21 protein-coding genes are annotated in these 24,231 nt (G+C 59.4%); 4 read left to right on the forward strand and 17 right to left on the reverse strand.

What is annotated here, in order from left to right:
• Positions 1 to 146 precede the first annotated feature (146 nt).
• The 7 genes from BI292_RS01175 to argH form a co-directional block, all read right to left on the reverse strand.
• Positions 147 to 1,322, reverse strand: a complete 1,176-nt coding sequence (locus BI292_RS01175; protein ID WP_092281275.1) for an MFS transporter — start codon at positions 1,320 to 1,322, stop codon at positions 147 to 149.
• 173 nt (positions 1,323 to 1,495) lie between these two features.
• Positions 1,496 to 2,395, reverse strand: a complete 900-nt coding sequence (locus tag BI292_RS01180) for a polysaccharide deacetylase (protein WP_101206675.1) — start codon at positions 2,393 to 2,395, stop codon at positions 1,496 to 1,498.
• The gene (locus BI292_RS01185) at positions 2,388 to 3,236 is read right to left on the reverse strand and encodes a polysaccharide deacetylase (RefSeq protein WP_101206677.1); all 849 of its coding nucleotides are present in this window, start codon (positions 3,234 to 3,236) and stop codon (positions 2,388 to 2,390) included. Before BI292_RS01185 ends, BI292_RS01180 begins: the two co-directional genes overlap by 8 nt.
• 286 nt (positions 3,237 to 3,522) lie before the next feature.
• Complete coding sequence (locus BI292_RS01195; protein ID WP_101206678.1) at positions 3,523 to 4,347, reverse strand: ABC transporter substrate-binding protein; 825 nt, start codon at positions 4,345 to 4,347, stop codon at positions 3,523 to 3,525.
• Between the two features lie 52 nt (positions 4,348 to 4,399).
• Positions 4,400 to 5,164, reverse strand: coding sequence for an amino acid ABC transporter ATP-binding protein (locus BI292_RS01200; protein ID WP_092281267.1), 765 nt, complete (start codon positions 5,162 to 5,164; stop codon positions 4,400 to 4,402).
• A gap of 10 nt (positions 5,165 to 5,174) precedes the next feature.
• Positions 5,175 to 6,053 carry an amino acid ABC transporter permease gene (locus tag BI292_RS01205; RefSeq protein ID WP_101206680.1) on the reverse strand — a complete coding sequence of 293 codons (879 nt, stop codon included), beginning with the start codon at positions 6,051 to 6,053 and terminating at the stop codon, positions 5,175 to 5,177.
• 382 nt (positions 6,054 to 6,435) lie between these two features.
• Positions 6,436 to 7,863, reverse strand: a complete 1,428-nt coding sequence (gene argH, locus BI292_RS01210; RefSeq protein WP_101206682.1) for an argininosuccinate lyase — start codon at positions 7,861 to 7,863, stop codon at positions 6,436 to 6,438.
• Between the two features lie 295 nt (positions 7,864 to 8,158).
• Between argH and BI292_RS01215 the strand changes: the two genes are divergently transcribed.
• Together BI292_RS01215 and xerC are read left to right on the forward strand one after the other, a co-directional pair.
• Entirely contained in the window at positions 8,159 to 9,124 is a 966-nt protein-coding gene (locus tag BI292_RS01215) for a LysR family transcriptional regulator (RefSeq protein ID WP_101206684.1), read from the forward strand.
• Between the two features lie 380 nt (positions 9,125 to 9,504).
• A complete protein-coding gene (gene xerC / locus BI292_RS01220) occupies positions 9,505 to 10,350 on the forward strand; it encodes a tyrosine recombinase XerC (RefSeq protein WP_231987188.1) in 846 nt (281 codons plus the stop codon).
• An 18-nt stretch (positions 10,351 to 10,368) separates the two neighbouring features.
• Here xerC and BI292_RS01225 read toward each other — a convergent pair whose 3' ends face one another.
• From BI292_RS01225 to BI292_RS01255, 7 genes are all read right to left on the reverse strand, one after another.
• Positions 10,369 to 10,917, reverse strand: a complete 549-nt coding sequence (locus BI292_RS01225; RefSeq protein ID WP_101206685.1) for a membrane integrity-associated transporter subunit PqiC — start codon at positions 10,915 to 10,917, stop codon at positions 10,369 to 10,371.
• A 17-nt stretch (positions 10,918 to 10,934) separates the two neighbouring features.
• On the reverse strand, positions 10,935 to 12,590 hold the full coding sequence (locus tag BI292_RS01230; protein WP_101206687.1) for an intermembrane transport protein PqiB: 1,656 nt from the start codon (positions 12,588 to 12,590) through the stop codon (positions 10,935 to 10,937).
• Entirely contained in the window at positions 12,571 to 13,218 is a 648-nt protein-coding gene (locus BI292_RS01235) for a paraquat-inducible protein A (protein WP_092281255.1), read from the reverse strand. Before BI292_RS01235 ends, BI292_RS01230 begins: the two co-directional genes overlap by 20 nt.
• The gene (locus tag BI292_RS01240; protein WP_101206688.1) at positions 13,215 to 13,811 is read right to left on the reverse strand and encodes a paraquat-inducible protein A; all 597 of its coding nucleotides are present in this window, start codon (positions 13,809 to 13,811) and stop codon (positions 13,215 to 13,217) included. The genes BI292_RS01235 and BI292_RS01240 overlap by 4 nt, the downstream gene beginning before the upstream one ends.
• 289 nt (positions 13,812 to 14,100) lie before the next feature.
• Positions 14,101 to 15,402 (reverse strand): FAD-binding oxidoreductase, encoded by a 1,302-nt coding sequence (locus BI292_RS01245; RefSeq protein ID WP_101206690.1) that lies wholly within the window; start codon positions 15,400 to 15,402, stop codon positions 14,101 to 14,103.
• Positions 15,399 to 16,487 carry a polyamine ABC transporter substrate-binding protein gene (locus tag BI292_RS01250; RefSeq protein WP_101206692.1) on the reverse strand — a complete coding sequence of 363 codons (1,089 nt, stop codon included), beginning with the start codon at positions 16,485 to 16,487 and terminating at the stop codon, positions 15,399 to 15,401. The genes BI292_RS01245 and BI292_RS01250 overlap by 4 nt, the downstream gene beginning before the upstream one ends.
• A gap of 141 nt (positions 16,488 to 16,628) precedes the next feature.
• Positions 16,629 to 17,987, reverse strand: a complete 1,359-nt coding sequence (locus BI292_RS01255; RefSeq protein WP_101206808.1) for a glutamine synthetase family protein — start codon at positions 17,985 to 17,987, stop codon at positions 16,629 to 16,631.
• A 161-nt stretch (positions 17,988 to 18,148) separates the two neighbouring features.
• Between BI292_RS01255 and BI292_RS01260 the strand changes: the two genes are divergently transcribed.
• A complete protein-coding gene (locus tag BI292_RS01260) occupies positions 18,149 to 19,060 on the forward strand; it encodes a helix-turn-helix domain-containing protein (RefSeq protein ID WP_092281247.1) in 912 nt (303 codons plus the stop codon).
• Positions 19,061 to 19,065: 5 nt separating this feature from the next.
• Here BI292_RS01260 and BI292_RS01265 read toward each other — a convergent pair whose 3' ends face one another.
• From BI292_RS01265 to BI292_RS01275, 3 genes are all read right to left on the reverse strand, one after another.
• Positions 19,066 to 20,217 (reverse strand): epoxide hydrolase family protein, encoded by a 1,152-nt coding sequence (locus tag BI292_RS01265; RefSeq protein ID WP_101206693.1) that lies wholly within the window; start codon positions 20,215 to 20,217, stop codon positions 19,066 to 19,068.
• A 160-nt stretch (positions 20,218 to 20,377) separates the two neighbouring features.
• A complete protein-coding gene (locus tag BI292_RS01270) occupies positions 20,378 to 21,289 on the reverse strand; it encodes a magnesium transporter CorA family protein (protein ID WP_101206695.1) in 912 nt (303 codons plus the stop codon).
• A 3-nt stretch (positions 21,290 to 21,292) separates the two neighbouring features.
• Positions 21,293 to 22,873, reverse strand: coding sequence for a RimK family protein (locus BI292_RS01275; protein ID WP_101206697.1), 1,581 nt, complete (start codon positions 22,871 to 22,873; stop codon positions 21,293 to 21,295).
• A gap of 94 nt (positions 22,874 to 22,967) precedes the next feature.
• Here BI292_RS01275 and BI292_RS01280 point away from each other — a divergent pair, with 94 nt between their 5' ends.
• Positions 22,968 to 24,062, forward strand: a complete 1,095-nt coding sequence (locus BI292_RS01280; RefSeq protein ID WP_101206699.1) for a GNAT family N-acetyltransferase/peptidase C39 family protein — start codon at positions 22,968 to 22,970, stop codon at positions 24,060 to 24,062.
• The last annotated feature ends 169 nt before the right edge of the window (positions 24,063 to 24,231 follow it).

Raw genomic sequence — 24,231 nt, forward strand, 5'->3', positions numbered from 1 at the left:
TGACAAAAAGTGAGGCAAAAAAAAGGCTTAACTGGGAAACCCAGAAAGCCCTTGAAGGTGTCCCTGCTATTGGGGGAGGAACGCGCACAGTTTGCCGCGCCTGCAAGCTGCTGACAAATTCATATTAATGCAGCTTCAGTGCAGTTCTATTGCAGTGAAGCCACCCGTCGTCCGGCGAGGAAGCACAGCGACCCGCCAATCGCGGTCAATCCACACAGCGCGTAGAACATGGTTGGCGCCGGTGTGTGCATCAACAGAAAGCCGCAAATCACCGGGCTCAACGCGCCACCCAGCGCTGCGAGGTTTTGCGCACCGTAATAACTGCCGCGCAATTCTTCCGGGGCCAGGGTATCGACGAAGAGGAATTCCGCCGGGTAAATGATCATCTCGCCGAGAGTGAAGATGAACATCGCCACGCACCAGCTCACCAGACTGTCGGCGATGCTGAAGCCGATCAGCCCGAGCACAAACAGGCTGGTGCCACCGGCAATCCAGTAGCGCAATTGCTCGCGTTTGAGGAAACGCCCGATCTGGTACTGCAGCAAAATCACGCTGAGCGCATTGCAGGCGAGCAGGGCGGCCATGGTTTGCAGGGCGCGCTTGGAATCCTGGGTCACCAGCAGGTATTGCGACAGGTACAAGGTGAAACGGCCGTGGACCACCGTGCTGAAGAGGCAGCCGAGGGTGAACATAATCAGCGTGCGGTCGTTTTTCAGGGTGGTCAGGGTTTTCAGAAAACTTTGCGGCTGGCCGATCGCGGGCTTCTGCGCCGGATCTTTGGGAATGCCGCTCATCAGGAAAATGCTGAAAAACGCGATGCCGCCAGCGATCAGGAACGGCGCAATCGGATAGACCCCGGCGATCACCACACCAAGCATCGGGCCCGTGGCGTAGCCGATGTTGGTCAAGGTGTAACGCAAGGAAAACGCCTTGGCGCGTTGGCCCATGGGCAGATTTTCGCTGAGGATCGCCTTCGAGCCGATCAGGAATAACGCTGAGGCAGTTTCGGTGATCACCAGGGTCGCGGTGGTCAGATAGAGATTGTCGGCGAACGTCAGCAAGACGAAACCGATGGCGCTGGAGAGCATGGCGAGGATCAGCAAACGGCGCTTTTCCAGGCGATCGATGATGTACCCGCCGTACAGCGCGAGCAGCGTGGCGATGAACACGGCGATGCCCAGCAGCAGACCGACGTCCTGTTGGTTGAGCCCGAGTTTGTTGCTGAGGAACAGCGTGAGCAACGGACTGGTGATGGCGCGGCTGACGACGATGGTCAGCGAGCAGATCATCAAGCGGCGGATAACGAGCGAGTAAGTGGCCACGGTGGGGCAAATGTCCTTATTTAATGAAGATCGTTCGCATGCTCGGCGTGGGAGTGCGTCGATGGAGGCTCTGCGTCCGCTTTTGGAACGCGGAGCGTCCCGGGCTGCATTCCCACGCGGAGCATGGGAACGATCGCACTGATGTCAGCCATTATCGGGACCACCTCGCTCATCTACTGGTAATCCCGATAATGGCGTTCATACACCGCCGCCGGATGATCCTCGGTGACCTTCAGCGCCGAATCCGCCCACCATTGCGCGACTTCGCCAGCGCTGGCGATCCATACGTCGTTGTGCTGCTGAATGCCCGCAAGCAACTCGCGTAACACGCCGATTCTGCCGGGTGTGGCGATGATTTCCGGGTGCAACCGCAGCACGTAGCACAGGCCAAAACGGTGAAACCCGGCGAAGTCCATTTGCAGGTTGCCCAGGGTGTGGCTGTACGACGCGATCCGCGATTGCGCCGGCGGCACCGCCGGGCTGAGGTTGAAGGCGAAGTACGGTTCGTCTTCCAACTCGTAATGCAGCGGCAGTTCGATCACCTCTGGTGCGGTCGGGTGGGCGAAGGGCAGGTCATCGCCGCGCCACGAGGACGACCAGCGAATCCCTTGATCCCTCAACGCCTCGATAAAGCCCGGCGCGCCGTTGCCCGCCGGAATGCGGAAACCGACGGGGCGCTGACCGGTCAGCGCGGCGAGGGCGGCGCAACCCTTGGCGATGTCGGCGCTTTGCTCGGCCAACGACAGGTTGTCGTAGTTCTGATGGCGATAGCCGGCGCAGGCGATTTCGTGTCCGCCGGCCTGAATGGCTTGGAGGTGTTCGGGATTTTCTTCGGCGACGATTCCGGGAATACACCAACTGCTCGACACGCCCAGTTCGGCGAATAACCCGAGCAAACGCTCGACCCCGCGCTGGCTGCCGTAGCGCCATACCGACAGGGTTTTCTCGCGCCCGGCGACTTCCGGGGCCTGGGTGAGGATGCCGTGGATGTCGTTGTAATCGACGGTCAGCACCACGGCGCAGCGATAACCTTCGGGCCAGACGCTTTCGGGCCAGACAATGCGATCAGTCATGGTGATGCTCCTTCAGCCACCACTGGGCGACATCGCGGCACGTGGCGAACCACACGTCATCGCGCTGGCGCATGTGTTCGAAGAGTTTTTCCAGCAACAGGATGCGCCCCGGTTTGCCGGTGATCTTGGGGTGGAACAGGGTGGTCAGGCACAGCCCTTCGTCCATCGCGCCGTCGAATTCGCGGCACCAGTTGTCGAGGGTCAGTGCGTAACTGGCGGTGCGGTCCAGGCCCGACGGGAAGTCCGGCGCGCGGGTGTAGGCGAGGGAGGCGTAGTCGTCCATTTCCCAGCGGCCGGGGATTTCCACCAGTGGTGTGTCGAACCCGGGGACGTTGACCAGGTACGGCCGGTCATCGCCGCGCATGCTGCTGGAGTAGGTCACGCCGGCCTCCACGAGCATTGCCGGAGTTTCCGCGCGCCAGTCGCCGGACGGCGTGCGAAAGCCTTCGGCGCGGATGTTCAGGTGTTTCCAGAAGACGTCGCGGGACTTCTTCATGACGTCCTTTTGCTGCTCGAGCGTGAGGGCGTAGAAGGATTCGTGTTTGTAGCCGTGATAGGCGACTTCATGCCCGCGTTCGACGATGGCCTGGCACTGTTTCGGCCAGTTTTCCACGACCCACGCGGGGACGAAGAAGGTCGTCGGGATGTTGAAGGCGTCGAGTAGATCGAGAATCCGCGGCAGCGCGCGGTAAGGGCCGTAACCGCCGAAACCGAAATATTCGGGTTTGTGCCAGATCGAACCATTGAGCATCGCATCGCCGGTCGGGCCATCGAGGTCAAAGGCCAGCGCCAGGCAGGCCCTGTGCGGCGCCGGCCAGGTGGGTTGTATCGAGGAGGACATCAGTGGCACCCCAGCAATTTTCGTTTAAACACCGCCCCCCGTAGGAGCGAGGCTTGCCCGCGAAGAGGCCGGCACATTCAATATCTTTGTTGCCTGACCCACCGCTATCGCGAGCAGGCTCACTCCTACATTGGATTTTGGGCGGATCACAACCTGTGCCTCACCGCCAACCCCTGTGGGAGCGAGCTTGCTCGCGATGAGGTCGGCACATTCAACATCTCTGTTGCCTGACCCACCGCTATCGCGAGCAAGCTTTGCTCCTACATGGGGTGCAACCCTTCCAGGACTACTTACCGGCGTTGATGGTCACGGTTTTGATCGCGCCCAGTTCCAGGTCCCACTTTTTCAGGATGGTCTGGTAGCTGCCGTCGTCGATCATGCTTTGCAGCGCGACTTTCACTGCTTCGCTCAACTCGGGTTTTTTCTTGCTCACGCCCAGACCGGTGAACTGCACGGAAATCGGCAGGCCGACGGTTTTGTACATGTCCTTTTCCTGCGTCTTCAGGTACGACAGCGTCTCGCTGCCCTGCATCGCCGCGTCAATCCGGCTCTGACGCAATTGCGCGCGGGCGTCCGCCGAACCTTCGGTGCCGACCACCACGATCGCCGGTTTGCCCGCCGCTTCGCAATTGGCCTGGCTGTACGCGGCGATTTCCGCCGGGAACGTGGTGCGGCGGCTGGTGCCGACTTTCTTGCCGCACAGATCAGTGATTTCGTTGAAATCCTTGTTCTTCTGCAAGGTGTAGAACTGCGGGCCGCTGGTGAAATAGTCAACAAACGTCACGCTGGCCTGGCGCTCGGCGGTGTCGGTCATGCCCGAGAGCACCATATCGACGCGGTCGGTGGTCAGCGCGTTGATCATTTGCTCGAAGCCGGTTTCCTGCCATTTGATCTTCACGCCCAGCCGCTCGGCCAGCGCGTTGCCCAGGTCATAGTCGAGGCCGGTCAAGGTGTTGGTGGCCGGATCCTTGAAATCCATCGGCGGGTAGTTCGGCATGATCGCCACAACGATCTCGCCTTTTTCCTTGATGTTCGCCGGCAACTCGGCGGCGTAGGAGACGCTGGAAGCCATCAGGCCGGCGAGTACTGCAGGGATTACGAAATTCTTCATGGTCGTTCTCTTTTGAGTGTTTTGACGCAGCTCTTGGTAGCGAGGCTGGCGCTTAGGTTCGAACGGCAGAAATGAAGCTTTGGGTGCGCGGGTTTTGCGGACTTATTAGTATTTCTTCGGGGCTTCCAGCCTCCACGATCTGCCCGCCGTCCATAAACACCATGCGGTTGGACACTTCGCGAGCGAAGCCCAGTTCATGGGTGACGACGATCATGGTCATGCCGGTTTGCGCCAAATCGCGCATCACCGACAGCACCTCACCGACCAGTTCCGGGTCGAGTGCCGAAGTGGGTTCATCGAACAGCATTAGCTTGGGGCGCATGGCCAACGCGCGGGCAATCGCCACGCGTTGCTGCTGACCGCCGGACAATTCAATCGGGTAGCTGTTGCGTTTGTCGGCGAGGCCGACGCGGGCGAGCAATTCCACGGCTTCTTCGTGCGCTTCTTTGGGCGAACGCTTGAGCACCTGGCACGGGCCTTCGATGATGTTTTGCAGCACGGTCATGTGCGGAAACAGATTGAAGCGCTGGAACACCATGCCGGTCGACAGGCGCTGGCGGGCGATCTGCGATTCATTGAGCTCATGCAGCTTGTTGCCGACGACGCGATAACCGACCAGCTCGCCATCGACCCAGAGGCCGCCCTTGTCGATTTTCTCCAGTTGATTGACGCAGCGCAGCAAGGTGCTTTTGCCCGAGCCAGACGGGCCGATGATGCACAGCACTTCGCCTTGCTCGACTTCGATGTTGATGTCCTTGAGCGCGTGAAACTGGTCGTAATACTTGTTCAGGCTGACGGCCTTGACGATGTTTCTCATGATCGACTCCTCAAGAACGCTTGCCGGCGCCGCGAGCGAAACGACGCTCCAGACGGCTTTGACCAAAGGACAGCACGGTGACCGCAACCAGGTACCAGATACCGGCGACGATCAGCAGCTCCATGACCCGGGCGTTGGCGTAGTAGATGTTCTGCGCGTTGTAGAGCAGCTCCGAGTACTGGATGACGCTGGCCAGCGAGGTCATTTTGACCATGCCGATAAACTCGTTGCCGACCGGCGGAATGATGATGCGCATGGCTTGCGGCAGGATGATCCGGCGCAACGCTTGCAGGCGCGGCATGCCGATCGACTTGGCCGCTTCGTACTGGCCGGTGTCCACCGACAACAGCCCGGCTCGCACCACTTCGGCGGTGTAGGCGCCCTGGTTGATGCTCAGGCCGAGGAGGGCGGCGACAAACGGGGTCATCAGGCTCACGGTGTCCATTTCGAACAGGCCGGGGATGCCGATGGTGGGGAAAATCAGCGCCAGGTTGAACCACAACAGCAGTTGCAGGATCAGCGGCGTACCGCGAAACAGCCAGGTGTAAGTGAGCGCGACGTAACGCAGGATCGGGTTGGCCGACATGCGCATGATCGCGGTGATCACCCCGAAGACAATCCCCAGCGTCATTGCCAGCACGGCCATGACGATGGTGTTGAACAAACCCCACAAAATCGCTTGTGAGGTGACGAATTGGCCGATGTACGACCATTCGATCTTGCCTTCGGCGAAGGCGCGCACCAAACCGAGGATGGCGATGACGATGACTGTGGCGAAGAAGATCCGCCCGTAATAACGCCGTGGCACGTGGTGGTACTGGGTGATATCGAACTGGTTTTCCGCCAGTTTGCGCTCCGACTGGAGACGTTCTGCCTGAGTCTGGCTCATATGGGTTCTCCGTAAACTGGGTGATTCAGGCCAACCACAAATCCTTGTAGGAGCTGAGCTTGCTCGCGAAAGCGGTGGGTCATTCAGCATTGATGCCGACTGATACGACCTCTTCGCGGGCAAGCCTTGCTCCTACAGGGTTTGTGTCTGGCTCGGCCCTTGTGGGAGCTGAGCTTGCTCGCGAAAGCGGTGGGTCATTCACCATTGATGCCGACTGATACGACCTCTTCGCGGGCAAGCCTTGCTCCTACAGGTTCTGTGTCTGGCTCGGCCCTTGTAGGAGCTGAGCTTGCTCGCGAAAGCGGTGGGTCATTCAGCATTGATGCCGACTGATACAACCTCTTCGCGGGCAAGCCTTGCTCCTGCAGGTTTTGTGTCGTGTTCAGAGGCGGAAGCCGTTGTAATTTTCGGTCCACGCGTGTTGCGCGGCGAGGGCGGTTTTCAGGCGGGCGATCTGCTCGCGCACCTGCTGCGGCGCGGTGCCGCCCCAGCCACTGCGCGCGGCGATGGCCGCTTCCAGGGTCAGGCTGTCGCGTACCTCGGCGGTCAAGCGCGGATCAATCTCCGCCAGCAACGCCGGCGACGCTTCCCACAATTCAATGTCATGTTTCTCACAGGCCTGTACCAGCGCGCCGGTGATTTCATGCGCTTCCTTGAACGGCACACCGCGCATCGCCAGCCAGTCCGCGACTTCAGTGGCAAGGGTGAAACCCAGTGGCGCCTGACGCCGCAGCTCTTCAACGTTGACCTTCATGGTCGCAACCATCCCGGCCATGGCCGGCAGCACCAGCAGCAGCGTGTCGACACTGTCGAGCACGCCGTTTTTGTCTTCACTCAAGTCGCGGTTGTACGACAGCGGCAGGGATTTGAGCGTCGAGAGCAGACCGGTAAGGTTGCCAATCAGCCGCCCAGCCTTGCCGCGCGCCAATTCGGCGATGTCCGGGTTCTTCTTCTGCGGCATGATCGAGCTGCCCGTCGCGTAGGCATCGTCCAGCGCTACCCAGCGAAATTGCCGCGACGACCATAGGCAAAATTCCTCGGCGAGGCGCGAAATGTTGATCCCGAGCATGCACGCGATAAACAGGAATTCGGCGACGTGGTCACGGCTGGCGACGGCATCGATGGAGTTTTCGCAGACGCCGCTGTAACCCATTTCTTTCGCCGATTGCTGCGGCAGGCGCGCAATCGCCGAGCCGGCCATCGCCGCCGCGCCGAGTGGCGACAGTGAAGTGCGATTATCCCAATCGACCAGACGCTGCACGTCGCGCAGCATCGATTGCGCGTGAGCCAGCAAGTGGTGGGCGAAAACAATTGGCTGGGCTTGCTGCAAGTGGGTGAAACCGGGGCAAATGCTTTCGATATGTTGCTCGGCCTGCTCGACTAACGCTTGCTGCAATGCCAGCACTTCTACGGCCAGAGTGCGCACGTGATCACGCAGAAAAAGGCGTAGGTCGTTGGCGGTCTGGTCGTTGCGCGAACGCCCGGCGCGCAGCTTGCCACCGAGGGCGCCGAGGCGTTCGGTGAGCAGGCGTTCGATGAAGGTGTGGACGTCTTCGTCGTCCAGCGTCGGGGCGATGCGGCCGGCGCGAAAATCAGTGCCGATGCGCTCCAGCGCGTCGAGCATGGTCAGGGTTTCCTGCTCGCTCAACAGCCCGGCGCGTTGCAATTCACGGGCATGCGCTTTGGAACCGGCGAGGTCGTACGGGGTCAGGCGAAAGTAGCGCCCAGGGCAACGGGACAGGGCCGCCAAGGCTGCGGATGGGCCGCTTTTGAAGCGCGCTCCCCAGAGACGGTCGGTGTTTTGCGACATTGTTGTTTTCCTCGTCGGTAAAGCGAACTGATCGATGTGCCAGAAGCTCGAATAACCACCACGAATCAATCGGGCGGAGTCAGGCCAAAGCAGTATTCAAAGGGGCAGTTGCGAAGGAGCGAGAACTGATCGAAGTGTCAATTTTTAATGGTGCTAAATCAGTGAGTTGGCACTCAGGTACGGAATTGATCAGCGGTTGCCAAGCCTTGTTTTCTGTGTTCATTATTATTGGCCAGCTATGTTTTTGTTGTTGGACACAGAGTGTTGAATAGGGCGCCAGAGGTAAATAAGCATTATGGAAACCCCACTTTCCAATTCCGGAAACCCGCCGCCAAAGCCGACTCAGCGGGCGCCGTTGGCGCTCAGTGGGCTGGATTTCAAACTGCTCAAAGTGTTCAAGGCAGTGGTCGAGGCCGGCGGCTTCAGCGCCGCGCAGAACGAATTGAATGTGGGCCTGGCAGCCATCAGCAAACAGATTTCCGACTTGGAGATTCGCATCGGCATGCGTCTGTGCACCCGAGGGCGAGAGGGTTTTCACCTGACCGAAGAAGGCCGGTTGGTGTATCAGGCATCGATTGATCTGTTTGCCTCGGTCGATAACTTCCGGGATCGCCTTAGTTCAGCGCAGAACGAACTAATCGGTGATCTGGGGGTGGGCGTTATTGACAATACGATTACTGATCCAAGCTCTCCGTTAGTTGCTGCGCTTAAACGCCTGAATGATCAGTCGCCGAAAGTAAGGTTTCAACTTCAGGCATCGCAGTTGGATGAAGTAGAGCGGGGTGTTGTTGAGGGGCGTCTAGTGGCTGGTATTGTTCCGGTTTATCAGAAACGTGAAGAGTTCGATTACTACGCGTTATATGAGGAACGCTCCGAGATTTACTGCGCGCTCGGGCATCCGTTGTTCGAGGTGCCGGACGCCGAGATCAGCAGCCAGATGCTCAAGGACCACGAGTGCGTCAACCACCGATATGCGATTCATCGGGACAAGCTCAACTTTGCTCGGTACGACAGTTTTTCTGCGTCGGCCACCCAGGTCGAAGCCGTGGCGTTGCTGGTCAAGACCGGGCGTTTTATCGGTTTTCTGCCGCAACATTACGCGGCGACGCTGGTGGCCCAAGGACAGTTTCGAGCGCTGCGGCCGGAGTTGATCAACATCGTTACGCCATTCAATCTGATCCTGCGGCACAACACCGTGCGCAGCCCGCTGGTCAAAGCGTTTGCGCAAGCACTGGGCGTCGACCTGAAAGCCCCGATTTAAGGCCTGCACATTCCCCTGTTGGAGCAGAGCTTGCTCGCGAAGGCGTCATTACATTCAATATTAATGTTGGCTGATACGGCCTCTTCGCGAGCAAGCTCGGCTCCTACAGGAGAGTGTGTTGGCGGTATGTCCGAAAAACGATTTGCATCAATAAGTTGCCGGGTATTTTAAGAGCGGGTTCGGGTTGACATTTTTCGTTTCGCTGGTCAGCTTGTAGCGCGGCTATCGGTCGCGAGCGAACTCTTTAGTTATTGTGTTGAACCGCTTTTTTCCAAGGTTTTTTTCGTTTGATTGACTTACCGGATGATGAACTCAAGGGCGCCAAAGCCAACCCGTTGACCGTGTATCTGGCGCGCCTGGCGCCTTCCAGCCAACTGACCATGCGTTATGTATTGCAGGACGCGGCGGACCGTTTGGGCTTCGAAGACATGAACATCGAGGAGATCCCCTGGCATCAACTGCAGCCGGAGGATGTCATCGCGTTAGTGGCTGCGCTGCGCACTGACGGGTATGCGCCGAATACTTCGTCGCTGTATGTGAACGCGGTACGTGGGGTGATGAACGAAGCGTGGCGCATGAGCCTGATCAGTCAGGAACACTTGCTGAAAATGCGTTCGGTGCAGGGCATCACGGGTACTCGTTTGTCGCAGGGACGAAATCTCAAACGCACGTTGATTCAGGAATTGATGGAAGTCTGCGCGGCGGATCCGCGGCCACAAGGCTTGCGCGATGCGGCGATTATCGCGGTGTTGTACGGCTCGGGAATGCGCAAGTCGGAATCGGTGAATCTGGATTTGAATCAGGTCGATTTCCACGAGCGCAGTTTGCGTGTGACGGCCAAGGGCAATAAACAGTTGATCAAATACGCGCCGGCGTGGGCGTTTACCAAGTTGGAAGCGTGGCTGGAGTTACGCCGGTCGCAGTTGGGCGAGGGGGTTGAGGACGATGGGTTTCTGTTCAACCGTATCCGTCGTGGCAGCCACATTACCCGCGAGCGTATTACCAAACATGCGATTTACTACATCGCCCGCCAGCGTGGCGCGCAGGTTGGCGTGAAGATCATGCCGCACGATTTCCGCCGTTCGTTTATCACTCGGGTGATTGAAGAACACGACCTGTCGATCGCGCAGAAACTCGCGCATCACAGCAACATCCAGACCACCGCCAACTACGACGTCCGCGACGACAACGAACGCCGCCGCGCCGTGGACCGCTTCGATTTGTAGGACCCCAATTCCCCCTGATCAACTCTGCGCCGGGCACCCGCGCTGGCTGGCGGCCGCCTGGCTAATCACCGCGGCCAAACGCTTGACGTTGTTTTGCTGCGCCGTCACCAGATCTTCGATCGACGGCCCCGAGGGCGTTTGCAAGGTGCTGCGGCACGTCACCAATGCGCTATCGCCGGCGCCCAGCGGACGCAAACGCCATTTGACGTCGATCAAACCATACTGCCCAGGAATCGAATCAAAGCGCTGCACGTCCACGCGCAACGACACTTTGTGCTGCGGATTGGCGTTGGACAGCTGATCAACCAGCGCACTGCGCAACTCATCCGCGAGGCTCGCACCCCACCAATCGGTTTCAAGAATCGCCAGACCACTGTTGCCCTGGCGAATCACAATCTGCGCCCGATCAACCTGCGGCGGCACGCTGATGCCTTCGATGCGGATCTCGTCGCCATTGCCGCGCGCCGGTTGCGCCGGGGTCAGCGTATGAAACTGAATCGGGTCGCTGCGACACGCCGTCAACAGCAACAACGCGGCGAGCAAGGTAATCTTCGGCGAAAAAGCCATGGGTGTTGCTCCTGTGGTCAGTTGCGCGGCGGACCTTGCAAGTCGTTCGGGGCAGCATTGTCGGGACGCCCGCGCAGCAGCGATTCCGGATGGCGGCCAAGGTAATCCGAGAGTTCACGCAGTGAGCGCGACATCCGTTTCAGTTCGTCCAGGGTCTGGGTGATCTGCTCGCGCTGCGGCGAATCTTCGGCCAACGTCGAACTGGCCGAATTCAGGGTTTTGCTCACATCCGCCAGCGTCGATTGCACGCCGGGCAAGGTTTTCGCGTTGAACTGCGTCAGGCCTTTGCGCAACTCGACGAGGTTGCTGTCGAGGTTGCTGGCGATGCGTTCGACCGGCAATTTGTTGATCTTGTCGACCATCGCCTGCAGCTTGCCTTGCAACTCTTCCAGGCTGCCCGGAATGGTCGGAATGCTCACCGGTCGCACGCTCGGGTCGAAGGCGACTTTCTCCGCTTTCGGGTAGAAATCCAGCGAGATATACAGCTGACCGGTCAGCAGGTTGCCACTGCGAGCCTGCGCGCGCAGACCGTTCTCGATAAACGTGCCCATCAGCCGCACGCCGGCCGCTTCGTCGTTGGGATCATGCATCAGCGCCTTGACCATTTTGGTGTGCGCCTGACCCAGCCGTTGCGGGTAAATGACGATGCCGACGTTGACCGGGAAACTGCGTTTGTGCTCGTCGAAATCGAGATTGATCGACACCACCCGGCCAATTTCCATGCCGAGGAATTCCACCGGCGCATTGACCTTGAGCCCGCGCAACGCCTGATCGAAACGCAGGCTCAGGTACTGCGGCTTGCCGTTGGGCGGGGCGAGGGCGGTGACCTGGTCGTCGAACAGCTCGAAGGTTTTCTCCTCGGTCGCCGGCTGATCGTTGGGGCTGTACTCCGGCGCACGGAATGCGACGCCGCCGACCAACAGCGATGACAACGATTCAGTCTTCACCGCGAAGCCATTGGCGCCGATGTTCAGGTCGATGCCGCTGGCGTTCCAGAATCGCGTGTTCTCGGTGACATAAGCGTCGTTCGGCGCGTGGATGAACAGCTCGATATTCACGCCTTTACCGTCACCATCCAGCGCATAAGCCACCACTTGGCCGACCTGGATTTTGCGGTAGTAAACCGGCGAGCCGATGTCCAGCGAACCGAGGTCCTGGGAGTGTAGGGTGAAGCGCTTGCCGGGTTCGCCATAAGTGATCGGCGGCGGGTTTTCCAGACCTTTGAAATTCTTTGCGCGACCGTTGGCGTGACCGATATCGGCGCCGATGTAATCACCGGACAACAAGGTGTCGATGCCGGATACGCCGCCCGCGCCGATGCGCGGGCGCACGACCCAGAATTGCGAGTCTTCGCGGGTGAAGGTTTCGGCCTGTTTCGACAGTTTGATGGTGGCATCGACGCTTTTCTGATCGTCGCTCAGCTCGACTTCGGAGACGTGGCCGATCACCACGTTGCGGTATTTGACTTCGGTTTTGTTGGCGGTCAAACCGTTGCCGGTCTTGAACGTGATGACGATGGTCGGGCCTTCCTGCATGAGGGTGTGGACCACCAACGAGATGCCCACCAGCACGGCGACGATCGGCACGATCCAGACCAGCGAAACGCTGAAACGACGAGTCTTGATACTGGCCTGACCCGGGGCTTGCGGCCCGTCAGTGGCTTGCGACTTCATCCGTGACCTCCTCGTTGTGGGGCGATTTATCCCAAATCAGGCGTGGATCGAAACTCATCGCCGAGAACATGGTGAAGACCACCACCAGACCGAAAAAAAGAATGCCTGGCCGTGGCTCGATATCGGCCAGGGCCTGGAATTTCACCAGCGACGCCACCAGTGCAACGACGATCACGTCGAGCATCGACCAATAACCGATGACTTCGACGAAACGGTAAAGCTTCGCACGCTCCTTGCGCGCCCAACCGCTGTCGCGTTGCACGGTGATCAGCAGCAGCGTCAGGGCAACGAACTTGATCCCAGGCACGGCGATGCTGGCGATGAAAATGATCAGGGCAATGTCCCACGCGCCGGCCTGCCAGAACTCCAGCACGCCGCTCATGATCGTGCTGTCGGCGCCGGCACCGACCATTTTGGTGTTCATCACCGGCAGCAGATTGGCCGGCACGTAAAACGCCAGCGCGGTGAACATGAAGGCCCAGGTCCGCGCCAGTGAGTTGACCTTGCGCCGATGCAACGGCGCGCCGCAGCGTTCGCATTCGTGCGGCTCGCCTGTGGTGTCACACGCCATGCCGCAGCTGTGGCACAGACACAGATCGAGTTGGCTGGCGAGCGGCGGCGTGCTCATAGGTCGTCCCACAAATCACGGATATCGCGTCCGGCGATGCGGATCATCATCAGGCTGAGGATCGCCAGGGCGAACAGGCCGATGCCGGGCAGCACGTCGAGTAGCCCGGCGAGTTTGATCACCGCAACCATCGCGCCGAGCAGGCAGACTTCGAGCATGCTCCACGGGCGCAGGGTTTCCAGCCAGCGCATGCAGAAACTGAAACCCGGCGAGCGCTGGCGGTTGAGGGCGAAACTCAGGACCCAGATCAACAGGATCAGCTGGATGATTGGCGCGATGATCATTGAGATCGCCGCGACCAGCGCAATAAAGGTGATCGGCCCGAGGCTCAGCGCCACCACCGAATCCCACAGCGTCGCGCTGTTTTTCAGGCCCTGGAGGCTGATGCTCATGACCGGGTAGAAATTGGCGAAAATCCACAGCATCAGCGCGGTGAGGGTCAGCGCCAGGCGTTGCTGCAATGTCAGGCCGTTATAACGCTGGAGCACGCCGCCGCAGCGGGTGCATAGGGTTTTCTGATGTTTGGCGAGCATGACTTTTTCAAACACGCAGTCGCAGTGCTCGCAGATGATCAACTGGTCATTCTTGGCCATGGGTCGCATTCGCAAGGAAGCAGGAAAGTCAGAGCACCTCCTCAATATAGAAGTGCCTCGCGATAGAGCAAATCGAAAGGCTGATCAAAGGGATGGGAGGACCGACGACGAGATATTCGTTTAACGCGACGGTGAGGCTGAAACCACCTGCGCTTTTGTAGGAGCTGAGCTTGCTCGCGAAGGCGGTGGGTCAGTCGATATAAATGTCGGCTGACCCGACGCTTTCGCGGGCAAGCCTCGCTCCTACGGGGGGTTGGGGGCGGCGGGCGTTTCCTTGCGAGGTCAGCGGCTAGCCGAGCATTTCGCGCAGGCGATACCAGAACATGCCGAGGGCCAACAGCGGCGAACGCAAGGCGCGGCCGCCGGGGAAGGTCATGTGCGGCACCGCGCTGAACACGTCGAAACCCTGGCTGTGACCGGCGTGAATCGCTTCGCCCAGCAACTTGGCGCACCAGTGGGTGACGTTGAGGCCATGGCCGGAATAACCCTGGGCGTAAAACACGTTCGGGTGCTGGCTCAAGCGGCCGATCTGCGGAAAGCGGTTGGCGGAAATACCGATCTTGCCGCCCCACTGATAGTCGATGCGCACATCCGCCAGTTGCGGGAATACCTTGAGCATCGCCGGGCGCATGTAAGCGCCGATGTCCGACGGATCGCGCCCCGAGTAATGACACGCGCCGCCGAACAGCAACCGGCGGTCCGCCGAAAGCCGATAGTAATCCAGCCCGACTTTCTGATCGCACAACGCCAGGTTCTGCGGGATCAACTGTGCGGCAAGATCCAGCGGCAACGGTTCGGTGGCGATGATGTAACTGCCGGCCGGCAGCACTTTGCCGCTGAGTTTCGGTTCGAGTTCTTCCAGATGCGCGTTACAGCCGAGCACCAGACTGCCCGCGCGCACCGTGCCGCCGGCACAACGAACCTGCACCGTGCTGCCATGGATAATCTCCAGCACTGCACTCTGCTCAAAAATCCGCACGCCCAGCGATTGCGCCAGTTGTGCCTCGCCGAGCGCCAGATTGAGCGGGTGCAAATGCCCCGAGCCCATGTCGATCAGACCACCGGCATACACTGCGGAATCGACCACTTGCTGACGAATCTGCTCGGGCGCCACCAGCCGCGTTTCATGCGCATAACCCTGCGCGAGCAGTGCCTCCTGCTCGACTTTGAACGCAGCAAACTGCGCCGGCGTGTTGGCCAGTTCGCAGAAGCCCCAGCGCAGGTCGCAATCGATCCCATGTTGCTCGATGCGATTGCCCACCAGCGCCACCGATTCAACCCCGGCGCGCTCCATGTAACGCACGCCTTCCTCACCGACATAACGGGCAAAACCGCTGACGTCATGGCCGATCCCGCGAATCAACTGCCCGCCATTGCGCCCACTGGCGCCCCAGCCAATCCGCCGCGCCTCGAGCAAAATCACCGAGAGCCCACGCTGCGCCAGTTCGATCGCGGTGTTGACCCCGGTAAATCCGCCGCCAATCACGCACACGTCGGCCTCAAGGTCTGAGGCCAGCGAGGGGTAGGGCGCCATGGCTTTCGCCGTGGCGGCGTAATAGGAATGGGCGTGTTGGTCGCTGAACTGATTCATTTATTGGACTTCACTTTGCTCCAGGAACGGGTCATCAAACGCATGATCGCCTGGGGCGGGGTGGTAGAAATGTAAAGCTTGTCGAGCACTGCCTGCGGCGGATAAATCTCAGGGTTGTTCACCAGCGATTCATCCATGTATTGCTTGGCCGCCGGGTTCGGGTTGGCGTAACCCACCGCCGCGCTGACTTTGGCGATCACTTGCGGGTCGAGCAGGTAATTGATGAAGGCGTGCGCCTCTTTGGTGTTGCTCGCATCGGCCGGAATCGCCAGCAAATCGAACCACAAGTTACTGCCTTCTTTCGGAATGGCATAGGCGATGTTCACGCCGTTTTTCGCTTCCTTGGCTCGATTGGCAGCCTGGAACACGTCGCCGGAGTAACCGAACGCAACGCAGATGTCGCCGTTGGCCAGGTCGGACACGTATTTCGAGGAATGGAAATAGGTGATGTACGGCCGAATGCTCAGCAGCTTGGCCTCGGCTTTTTTGTAGTCTTCAGGGTTTTCGCTGCGCGGGTCCATGCCCATGTAGTTGAGGATCGCCGGGAACACTTCGTCCGCCGAGTCCATCATCGACACCCCGCAAGCGCTTAGTTTTTTCAGATTCTCCGGTTCAAACAGCACGGCCCAGGAATCGATGTGATCAATGCCGAGCACTTGCTTGACCTTGTCGACGTTGTAACCGATGCCGTTGGTGCCCCACAGATAAGGCACCGAATGCGCGTTCCCGGGATCGTTTTTCTCCAGCAGCGCCAGCAGTTTCGGGTCGAGGTTCTTGAAGTTCGGCAGTTGCGAACGATCCAGTTTGAGGAACGCGCCGGCCTTTACCTGGCGGGCGAGAAAGTGGTTGGACGGCACCACCACGTCGTAACCGGTGCGCCCGGCAAGCAATTTGCCTTCCAGGGTTTCGTTGGAATCGAACACGTCATATATCACTTTGATCCCGGTTTTCGCCTGGAAGTCGGCGAGGGTGGTCTCGCCGATGTAATCGGTCCAGTTGTAGACACTGACGCTCGGCGCGGCTTGCGCGCCGGCGCTGAACAAAACGGCCAATGCAGCCGGGACCATGGATTTCAATAGACGCATGACGACACCTCTTTGAGTTATTGGACTTTTTCAGGCGTTTCTTTGGTGTTCTGAAGGCTGTCATCGCGAGCAAGCTCGCTCCCACATTTGAAATGCGTTGCCCTGTGGGAGCGAGCTTGCTCGCGATGGGGCTCTTATTGACTAGACGCTCAGCAACAGGAATTCACGCTCCCATGAGCTGATCACGCGTTTGAAGTTTTCGTGTTCGGCGCGTTTCACTGCGACGTAACCGCGCACGAATTTGCTGCCCAGATAACGCCCGACGGTTTCGCATTCTTCCATTTGCGTCAGCGCGTCTTCGATGGTGATCGGCAAACGCAGGTTGCGCCGCTCGTAAGCGCGGCCCTGTACCGCAGCGCTCGGCTCGACTTTTTCGACCATGCCCAGATAGCCGCACAACAGGCTCGCAGCAATTGCCAGATACGGATTGGCGTCGGCGCCGGGCAGGCGGTTTTCGACGCGCATCGAATCCGGCGTCGAGGTCGGCACGCGCAAACCGACGGTGCGGTTTTCTTCGCCCCATTCAACGTTGACCGGTGCCGACGTGTCCGGCAGGAAGCGGCGGAACGAGTTGACGTTCGGCGCGAACATCGGCAGCACTTTCGGAATGTACTTCTGCAAACCGCCGATGTGATGCAGGAACAGCTGGCTCATATTGCCGTCGGCGTCAGCAAAGATCGGCTGGCCGGTGGCGATATCGACCACGCTCTGGTGCAAGTGCATGGCGCTGCCCGGCTCATCGCCAATCGGCTTGGCCATGAACGTCGCGGTGACGTTGTGCTTGAGCGCCGCCTCGCGCAGGGTGCGCTTGAACACGGTGATCTGGTCCGCGAGGTCGAGCGCATCGCCGTGGCGGAAGTTGATTTCCATCTGCGCCGGGCCGTCTTCGTGGATCAGCGTGTCGAGGTCCAGGCCCTGGAGTTCGCACCAGTCGTAGACGTCTTCGAACAGCGGATCGAATTCGTTGGCGGCGTCGATGGAAAACGATTGCCGACCGCTTTCTGCACGACCGGAACGCCCCAGCGGCGCCTTCAGCGGCAAGTCCGGGTCTTCGCAGCGTTGCGTCAGGTAAAACTCCATTTCCGGCGCAACAATCGGCTTCCAGCCCTTGTCGGTATAAAGCTGCAGGACTTTCTTCAGCACGTTGCGCGGCGACAGTTCGATCGGGTTGCCGAACTTGTCGAACGTGTCGTGGATGACGATAGCGGTCGGCTCGATGGCCCATGGAATCACATAAACCGCGTCCTCCACTGGCCGGCACACCATGTCGATGTCGGCCGGGTCGAGCAGGTCGTAGTAGATGTCGTCGTCGACAAAATCCCCGGTTACTGTTTGCAAAAGCACACTTTCCGGCAGGCGCATGCCTCGCTCATTCAAGAACTTGTTAGTCGGTGCAATCTTGCCGCGAGCGATGCCGGTCAAGTCGCTGACCACACACTCGACTTCAGTAATCTTGTGATCTTTCAGCCACGTGAACAGCTGATCGAAAGGGACATTCATAAAGACCTCGTCGTTGGTTTGGGTAACGCCGGGGAGGGCGGTTTCGTCTGACAGACCCTTCCCCTGAAGCGCGTTGACGACTATCTTGGGCGAGCCTTGACGTTCCATCTATCCACTTTAAGCAGCACCAAAACGCACCAAACGAGTGCGTAAGGTCTCCCATGACAGTGTGCAACCCGCTCCAGGTCCAAGCGTTCAACACCGCCGATGTCGCTGAACAAATCCGCGCCACACCCGGTTGGGTCCAGCATTACCAGCAGATGTCACCTGGGCATTTCGCCGGGTTGGTGCGTTACCTGGACTTGCAGGGCGTAGAGATTTACGAAGAACACATGAACACCCGGGTCGAGCAGAATTTCAGCGCGCCACAGGGTTCACTGGCGTTCTGTTTTGATCGCAGCGACAACTCGCTGTACGTGTTGAATGGTGAAAGTCGCAACATCTGGATCACCCCGGAGAACTATCAAGAGATCGCCGTGGTGTTTGGTCCGGCGTTTGTGCAGCGCCATGGCTTGAGTGTCGCGCGGCTGGAAGGCTTGTTCATGTCGCCGCTCAATTGTCAGCAAAACGCCTTGTTCAGTCGCTGGCTCAGCGCAACGCTGACACGGCTGAACCAGACACTCGATCCGCCGAGCCGCGAAGCGCTGACCCTGCAATTGCTGGAAGACTGTTTGTACATTCTCGACAATGCGTGCGTGCGTCTGGATCGCGGCGGATTACAGCGGCGCAGCGAAGAGCGCTCGATCATGAAACGCGTCGGCGAATGGGCCGCCGATGCGCCGGAAGAAACCCTTAACCTGCTGGAGCTTTCGCAGGTTGCCGGCGTGCCGTTGCGGCAGTTGCAACATGCGTTCAAGGCGTTTACCGGCATGACCCCGACGCATTGGCTGCGCCTGCGCCGACTGAATAGCGCGCATCGCGAATTGCTCAGCCGCAGCCCCCTGGAAACGACCGTCGCCGAGGTGGCGATGAACTGGTCGTTTTGGCATTTGGGGCGATTTTCCAGCAGCTACCACGCGCTGTTCAAGGAATTGCCGAGCGAAACGCTGAGACGTGCCAGCCGGGTTAACTGAATCCGTCAGCGTAACGGGCGAAAGAACGCGCGGATGTCTTCGGCAAGTAGCTGCGGTTGTTCCATCGCAGCGAAATGGCCGCCCTTGGGCATCGTCGTCCAGCGTTGCACATCGAAGCAGCGCTCGACCCAACTGCGCGGCGGCATTGGCAGTTCGGCAGGAAACAGCGCGACTCCGGTCGGTGGCTGCACGCGTTCCCCGGCGGCAAACGTCAGCGGCCGGTTGCGACCTTCGACATACGGGCGCAGCGACGAGCCGATGCTGCCGGTAAACCAATAAACGCTGATGTTGGTCAGCAACGCGTCGAGATTGATGGCGTGTTGCAGGTCGCCGGAACAGTCGGTCCACGCCTGGAATTTCTCGACCAGCCACGCCGCCAGTCCGGCCGGCGAATCGTTGAGACCGATGGCCAGCGATTGCGGTTTGGTCCCGTGGAGCCTGGCGTAAGCACCTTCGGCATCAGCGAACGTCGCCGAGCGGTCGAGAAAGGCTTGTTCGTCTGCAGTGATCGGCGGTTGATCAGGACCAAGCGGCGGACGATAGGAGCCGGGCACATAGTTCAGATGAATGCCGCTGACCCGATCGGGAAAACGCCGGCCCAGCCACGCCGAGACGCCGGCCCCCAGGTCGCCGCCCTGCGCGCCAAATCGCGCATAACCCAAACCCTGCATCAGCGCCGCCCGTAGCCCGGCGACCTCATACGGCCCGACGCCTTTGTGCAGCGGAGCAGGGGAGAAGGCGTACCCCGGCAGCGACGGCACCACTACGTGAAAGGCATCTGCCGCATTGCCGCCATGGCTGGCCGGGTCGGCGAGCAGCGGGATAAGGCGCTGCATCTCGACAAAAGAACCCGGCCAGCCGTGGGTGAGAATCAGCGGCATTGGCGCGGGGCCGCTGCCCGGTTGGTGGATGAAATGTACGGTTTGCTCATGGACTTGGGCGAGGTAGTGCGGGAGTTGGTTGAGTTGCGATTCTTGCGTGCGCCAGTCGAAGGTGTCGGCCCAGTAAGTGATCAGCGATTGGAGAAACTCCAAGTCAGTGCCTTCGCTCCAGCCTTGGCCTTCGATCCCGGTCAGCCAGCGGGTGCGATTCAGCCGATTGTGCAAGTCGGTGATGGCGTCTTCGGCGATGGCGATCTTAAAGGGTTGAGGCTGCATGGGGTGGATGTTCCTTGGTGGTAGTTCCTGGGCCGGAATGTCGCTGGTCGTAAGTTACGCCAAATTGCTGTTGCGGCGCACTTGTCGGTTTCCACGCCATCCAGCGAATTGGTGAAGTCCTGCCAAAGAACTCACTCATGCAGTTATTTCAGATCCCGATTCAGGCCATCCGCCTTAAGGCGGCGGCCATGCCGCCGCCGAGCAGCGCCATGCAAACCAGCAGCAACGGGAACGAAACCCACCACGGAAACGCGCTGGTCATCATGCTGAACTCGGACATGCCGCCAATGCTGGCGATCAAGTTGAGTGGCAGGAACACCACATTGATCAGGGTCAGATTGCGCAGCGCCAGGTTCATACCATTGTTGGCCAAATTGCCACGCGCTTCGATGAGGTTGGCGAAGACCTTGGCGTGGATTTTCGCCTGTTGGTAGCTTTGCTCGTTCTCGATGATCAGGTCGTTGAGCGAGTCCACCTGGCTCGGGGAGAAACCGTGGCGCTGGCCATGGCTGCGCAGCAGGGCGAGCACTGCGCCGTTACTCTGAATGGCGTTCACGTAGTACACGAGGCTTTCGCTCAAGTTGTACATCTGCACCAGTTGCTGGTTATCCATGGCGCGGTTGAACTGCTGCTGCACTTCGCGCGCCACCTGTTTGACAACACGCAAGTGGCCCAGATAGTGGTGGACGCTTTCAGCCAATAGCGCCATCAAAACGTCCAATGGCCCGCTCAGCGCTGAGCCGCTTTCCAGACCTTCGAGGAGTGAGTTGCTCGCGCAAATCACCACCAGTCGCTGCTCGCTCAGCACCACCCCGAAGGACGATACGTTGAACGCCCGGCCATCGAAACTTTCCGGGCGCTTCCAGATCAGGAACAGATGATCTGGCTTGATTTCGATTCGCGCGACTTCGTCCGGGTCCAGGGACGACTCCAATGCCTGATCGCCGACACCCAATCGTTCCCGCAGGAACGATTGCTCGCTGGCATCAGGTGCAATGCACAGCCAGACGCTGGCCTGATCGCCCGGTGCCTGGCACAGGATGCCTTGCTGAATGCAGTACCCTTCGATCATCGGCTACCACGCCTGGCCGCGATGTTTGAGCTCCAGCCTCTGGATGAATGCCTGAAGCACACGCCGATACAGTTCATCGCCCAATACTCCGTCTTCAGTTCCCGCGTCGAGGTTGGGGTTGTCATTGACTTCAATCACCAACACGCGGCCTCCGGCCTGCTTGAGGTCGACGCCGTAAAGGCCATTGCCAATCAATCGCGCCGTATCCACCGCCAGTTGCACGACCTCGGGTGGCGCTTGTTCTACCGGGACGGCCTGGCACAAGCCGTTGATTTCGCCGGGCACGGCTTTGTGGTTGTAAATTTGCCAATGCCCTTTGGACATGAAGTATTGGCAGGCAAATAGGGCTTCGCCGTTAAGCACGCCGACGCGCCAATCGTACTCTGTGTAGCAATATTCTTGAGCGAGCAGCAGCACCGAATGCTCGAACAATTGCTGCGCTGCCGAAGCCAGCGCCTGCGCATCGGCGACTTTTACCACGCCACGCGAGAAGCAGCCGTCGGGGATTTTCAGGACTAGAGGAAAGCCCAGACGACGGCCTGCCTGCTCCAGTTCCTGAGGTCGGTCCTTGTAGAGGATTTCCGTGGCTGGCATGCCCAGACCGCGGCGCTTGAGCAGGTCTGTCAGGTACACCTTGTTGGTGCAACGCAGGATGGAAGATGGATCATCGATGACCACCAGACCTTCGCTCTCGGCTCTTTTGGCAAAACGGTAGGTATGGTCGTCTACGCGGGTGGTTTCGCGAATGAACAAAGCGTCGAATTCAGCCAGACGCGCGTAGTCTTTTTTCTCGATCAGCTCGACGTCGATGCCAAGCTGCTTGCCGGTTTCAACAAATCGCTCCAGCGCCAATGCGTTCGACGGTGGCAGCGCCTCGTCGGGATCTTGCAATATCGCCAAGTCATATCGAGCCATGCGTTTGGACGCCGGTTGACGCCACGTGCGGCGGTTGAAGGCGTCCAGAGCGTTGGCGAAAACATGCTGTTGATCATCGCGAAGTTTGTGCAGTGCGCCTGGTTTGATTCCAGCGATTTGCCACGTCTCGCCACGGCGAAATTCGACCAGCAGGATAGGGCAGGGGAACGCCTCGAAGAGCTGCCGGCCAATCTCTTGCAGTGAATCGATGGTGGCTTTGCCGAAATACAATGACAGGGTAAAAGCTTCGGTATTGCCGTAAGGATGGTTGGCCAACGCACGCTCAAGGGTGCGCTCCAGATCATCCAGACCGACCCCATAAAGCGCCTTGCGCGACAGCTCGCTGATGATGCGCACGGACGGCAACACCTTGTGCCCGCGGGCCTCGGCCAGCAAAGAGCAGTAGTAGCCTTGGCCGAGATATTTGTAGTTGCGGCACAGGTTGATGACCTGTGTGCGACCGGCGAAATCGTCGCTGTGCTCAAGGTAATCCTGGGCCAGCATCAAGCTTTCGCTGGGCAGGTAGCTGGCCCAGTCTTCCTTGCGTTCGACGAGGATCAGCAGCTGGCTGCTCAAGCGCCCCGTGCTGGGAGGTTCCTCTACGAGGGATATTGTGGAACGTTCCGATTTGTCCAATACTTCGTTCACGTTGGGTTGCACCGCTGACATGAGTAATCGATCCCTATTGAAGAACACGCCGCTTCAATAAATCACGGACGTCTGAGTCTGTCCCGGTTCGTTACTCAAACATTACGGTGTCACCATGCTTTTTAACTTTCGCGTTGCAGTGCTGGACGATGTCGATCAATTGGTGGTGTTGGAGCAGCAATGTTTCACGCTCGACCGGCTGAGCCAGCGCAATTTTCACTGGATGATCAGCCGTGCCAATAGCTGCTTGATCGTCGCCGAGCACCAAGGGCAATTAGCCGGATATGCCTTGCTGCTGTTTCATCGCGGCACCTCGCTCGCGCGCCTCTATTCCATCGCTGTCAGCCATGCGTGGCGAGGCCATCGTCTGGGTCAGAGGCTGCTGGAAGAGGCACAAACGCGTGCGCTCTCGCGCAATTGCGCATGGTTGCGGCTGGAGGTAAGAGTCGATAATCCGGCGGCCATCAGCCTGTATGAGGCCAACGGGTACCAGCGCTTCGCGGTGGTGGAGGACTACTACGAAGACCATGCCGAGGCGCTGCGCTACGAGAAGCGAATCCTGCGTGACGCTCCGCCGCCGACCCGCCAGGTTCCCTATTATCAACAAACCACCGAATTCACCTGCGGGGCTGCCTGTTTGCTGATGGCGATGGCGGCCATCGACACCAGCCGACCGATGAGCCGCAAGGAAGAAATTCAGCTTTGGCGCGAGGCGACTACGGTTTTCATGACCGCTGGACACGGTGGCTGCAGCCCTCAAGGCCTGGCACTGGCGGCCTGTCGGCGCGGTTTTGAAGTACGCCTGCTGGTTAGCCAATTGGGCTCGCTGTTTCTCGACGGTGTCCGCCGTCCGGAGAAAAAAGCCATCATGAAACTGGTGGAAGAGCACTTCTCAGAGGATTTGGAGCAAGCGGGCGTCATCACCGAGCGAACGTCCAATTTCGACATCTGCGCAGCGCTTGAGGCTGGATTCAAACCCGTGATACTGATCAGCAGTTACCGATTCACCCGTCTCAAAGCGCCGCATTGGGTACTGATCACCGGTTGCGACGAGGAGTTCGTGTACCTGCACGATCCGGATGTGGATCACAGCCGACAGCACAAGAGCATCGATTGCCAACACCTGCCAGTGAGTCACGAAGAGTTCACGCGTATGAGCACTTTCGGCTCTCGCCGTGTCAGGGCAGCGGTCATGCTGCGGGGCGGTTGAAGGGGCGCGGCGCAATGCTCGACCAAGTTCAGGCAGCCGCACCAAGCGAGCGCGCTCCAGCAGCGCTGTACCCGGAAACTCCTTGATCTACTGAGTCTGCCGGCCAAGCGGCGGCGGGGCGGTATTCAGGCGCCTGGCTGTCTGGCTGAAATTGAGTGTTTCAGCCAAC

The sequence above is a fragment of the Pseudomonas sp. 43NM1 genome (assembly GCF_002836905.1).
Classification (GTDB): domain Bacteria; phylum Pseudomonadota; class Gammaproteobacteria; order Pseudomonadales; family Pseudomonadaceae; genus Aquipseudomonas; species Aquipseudomonas prosekii.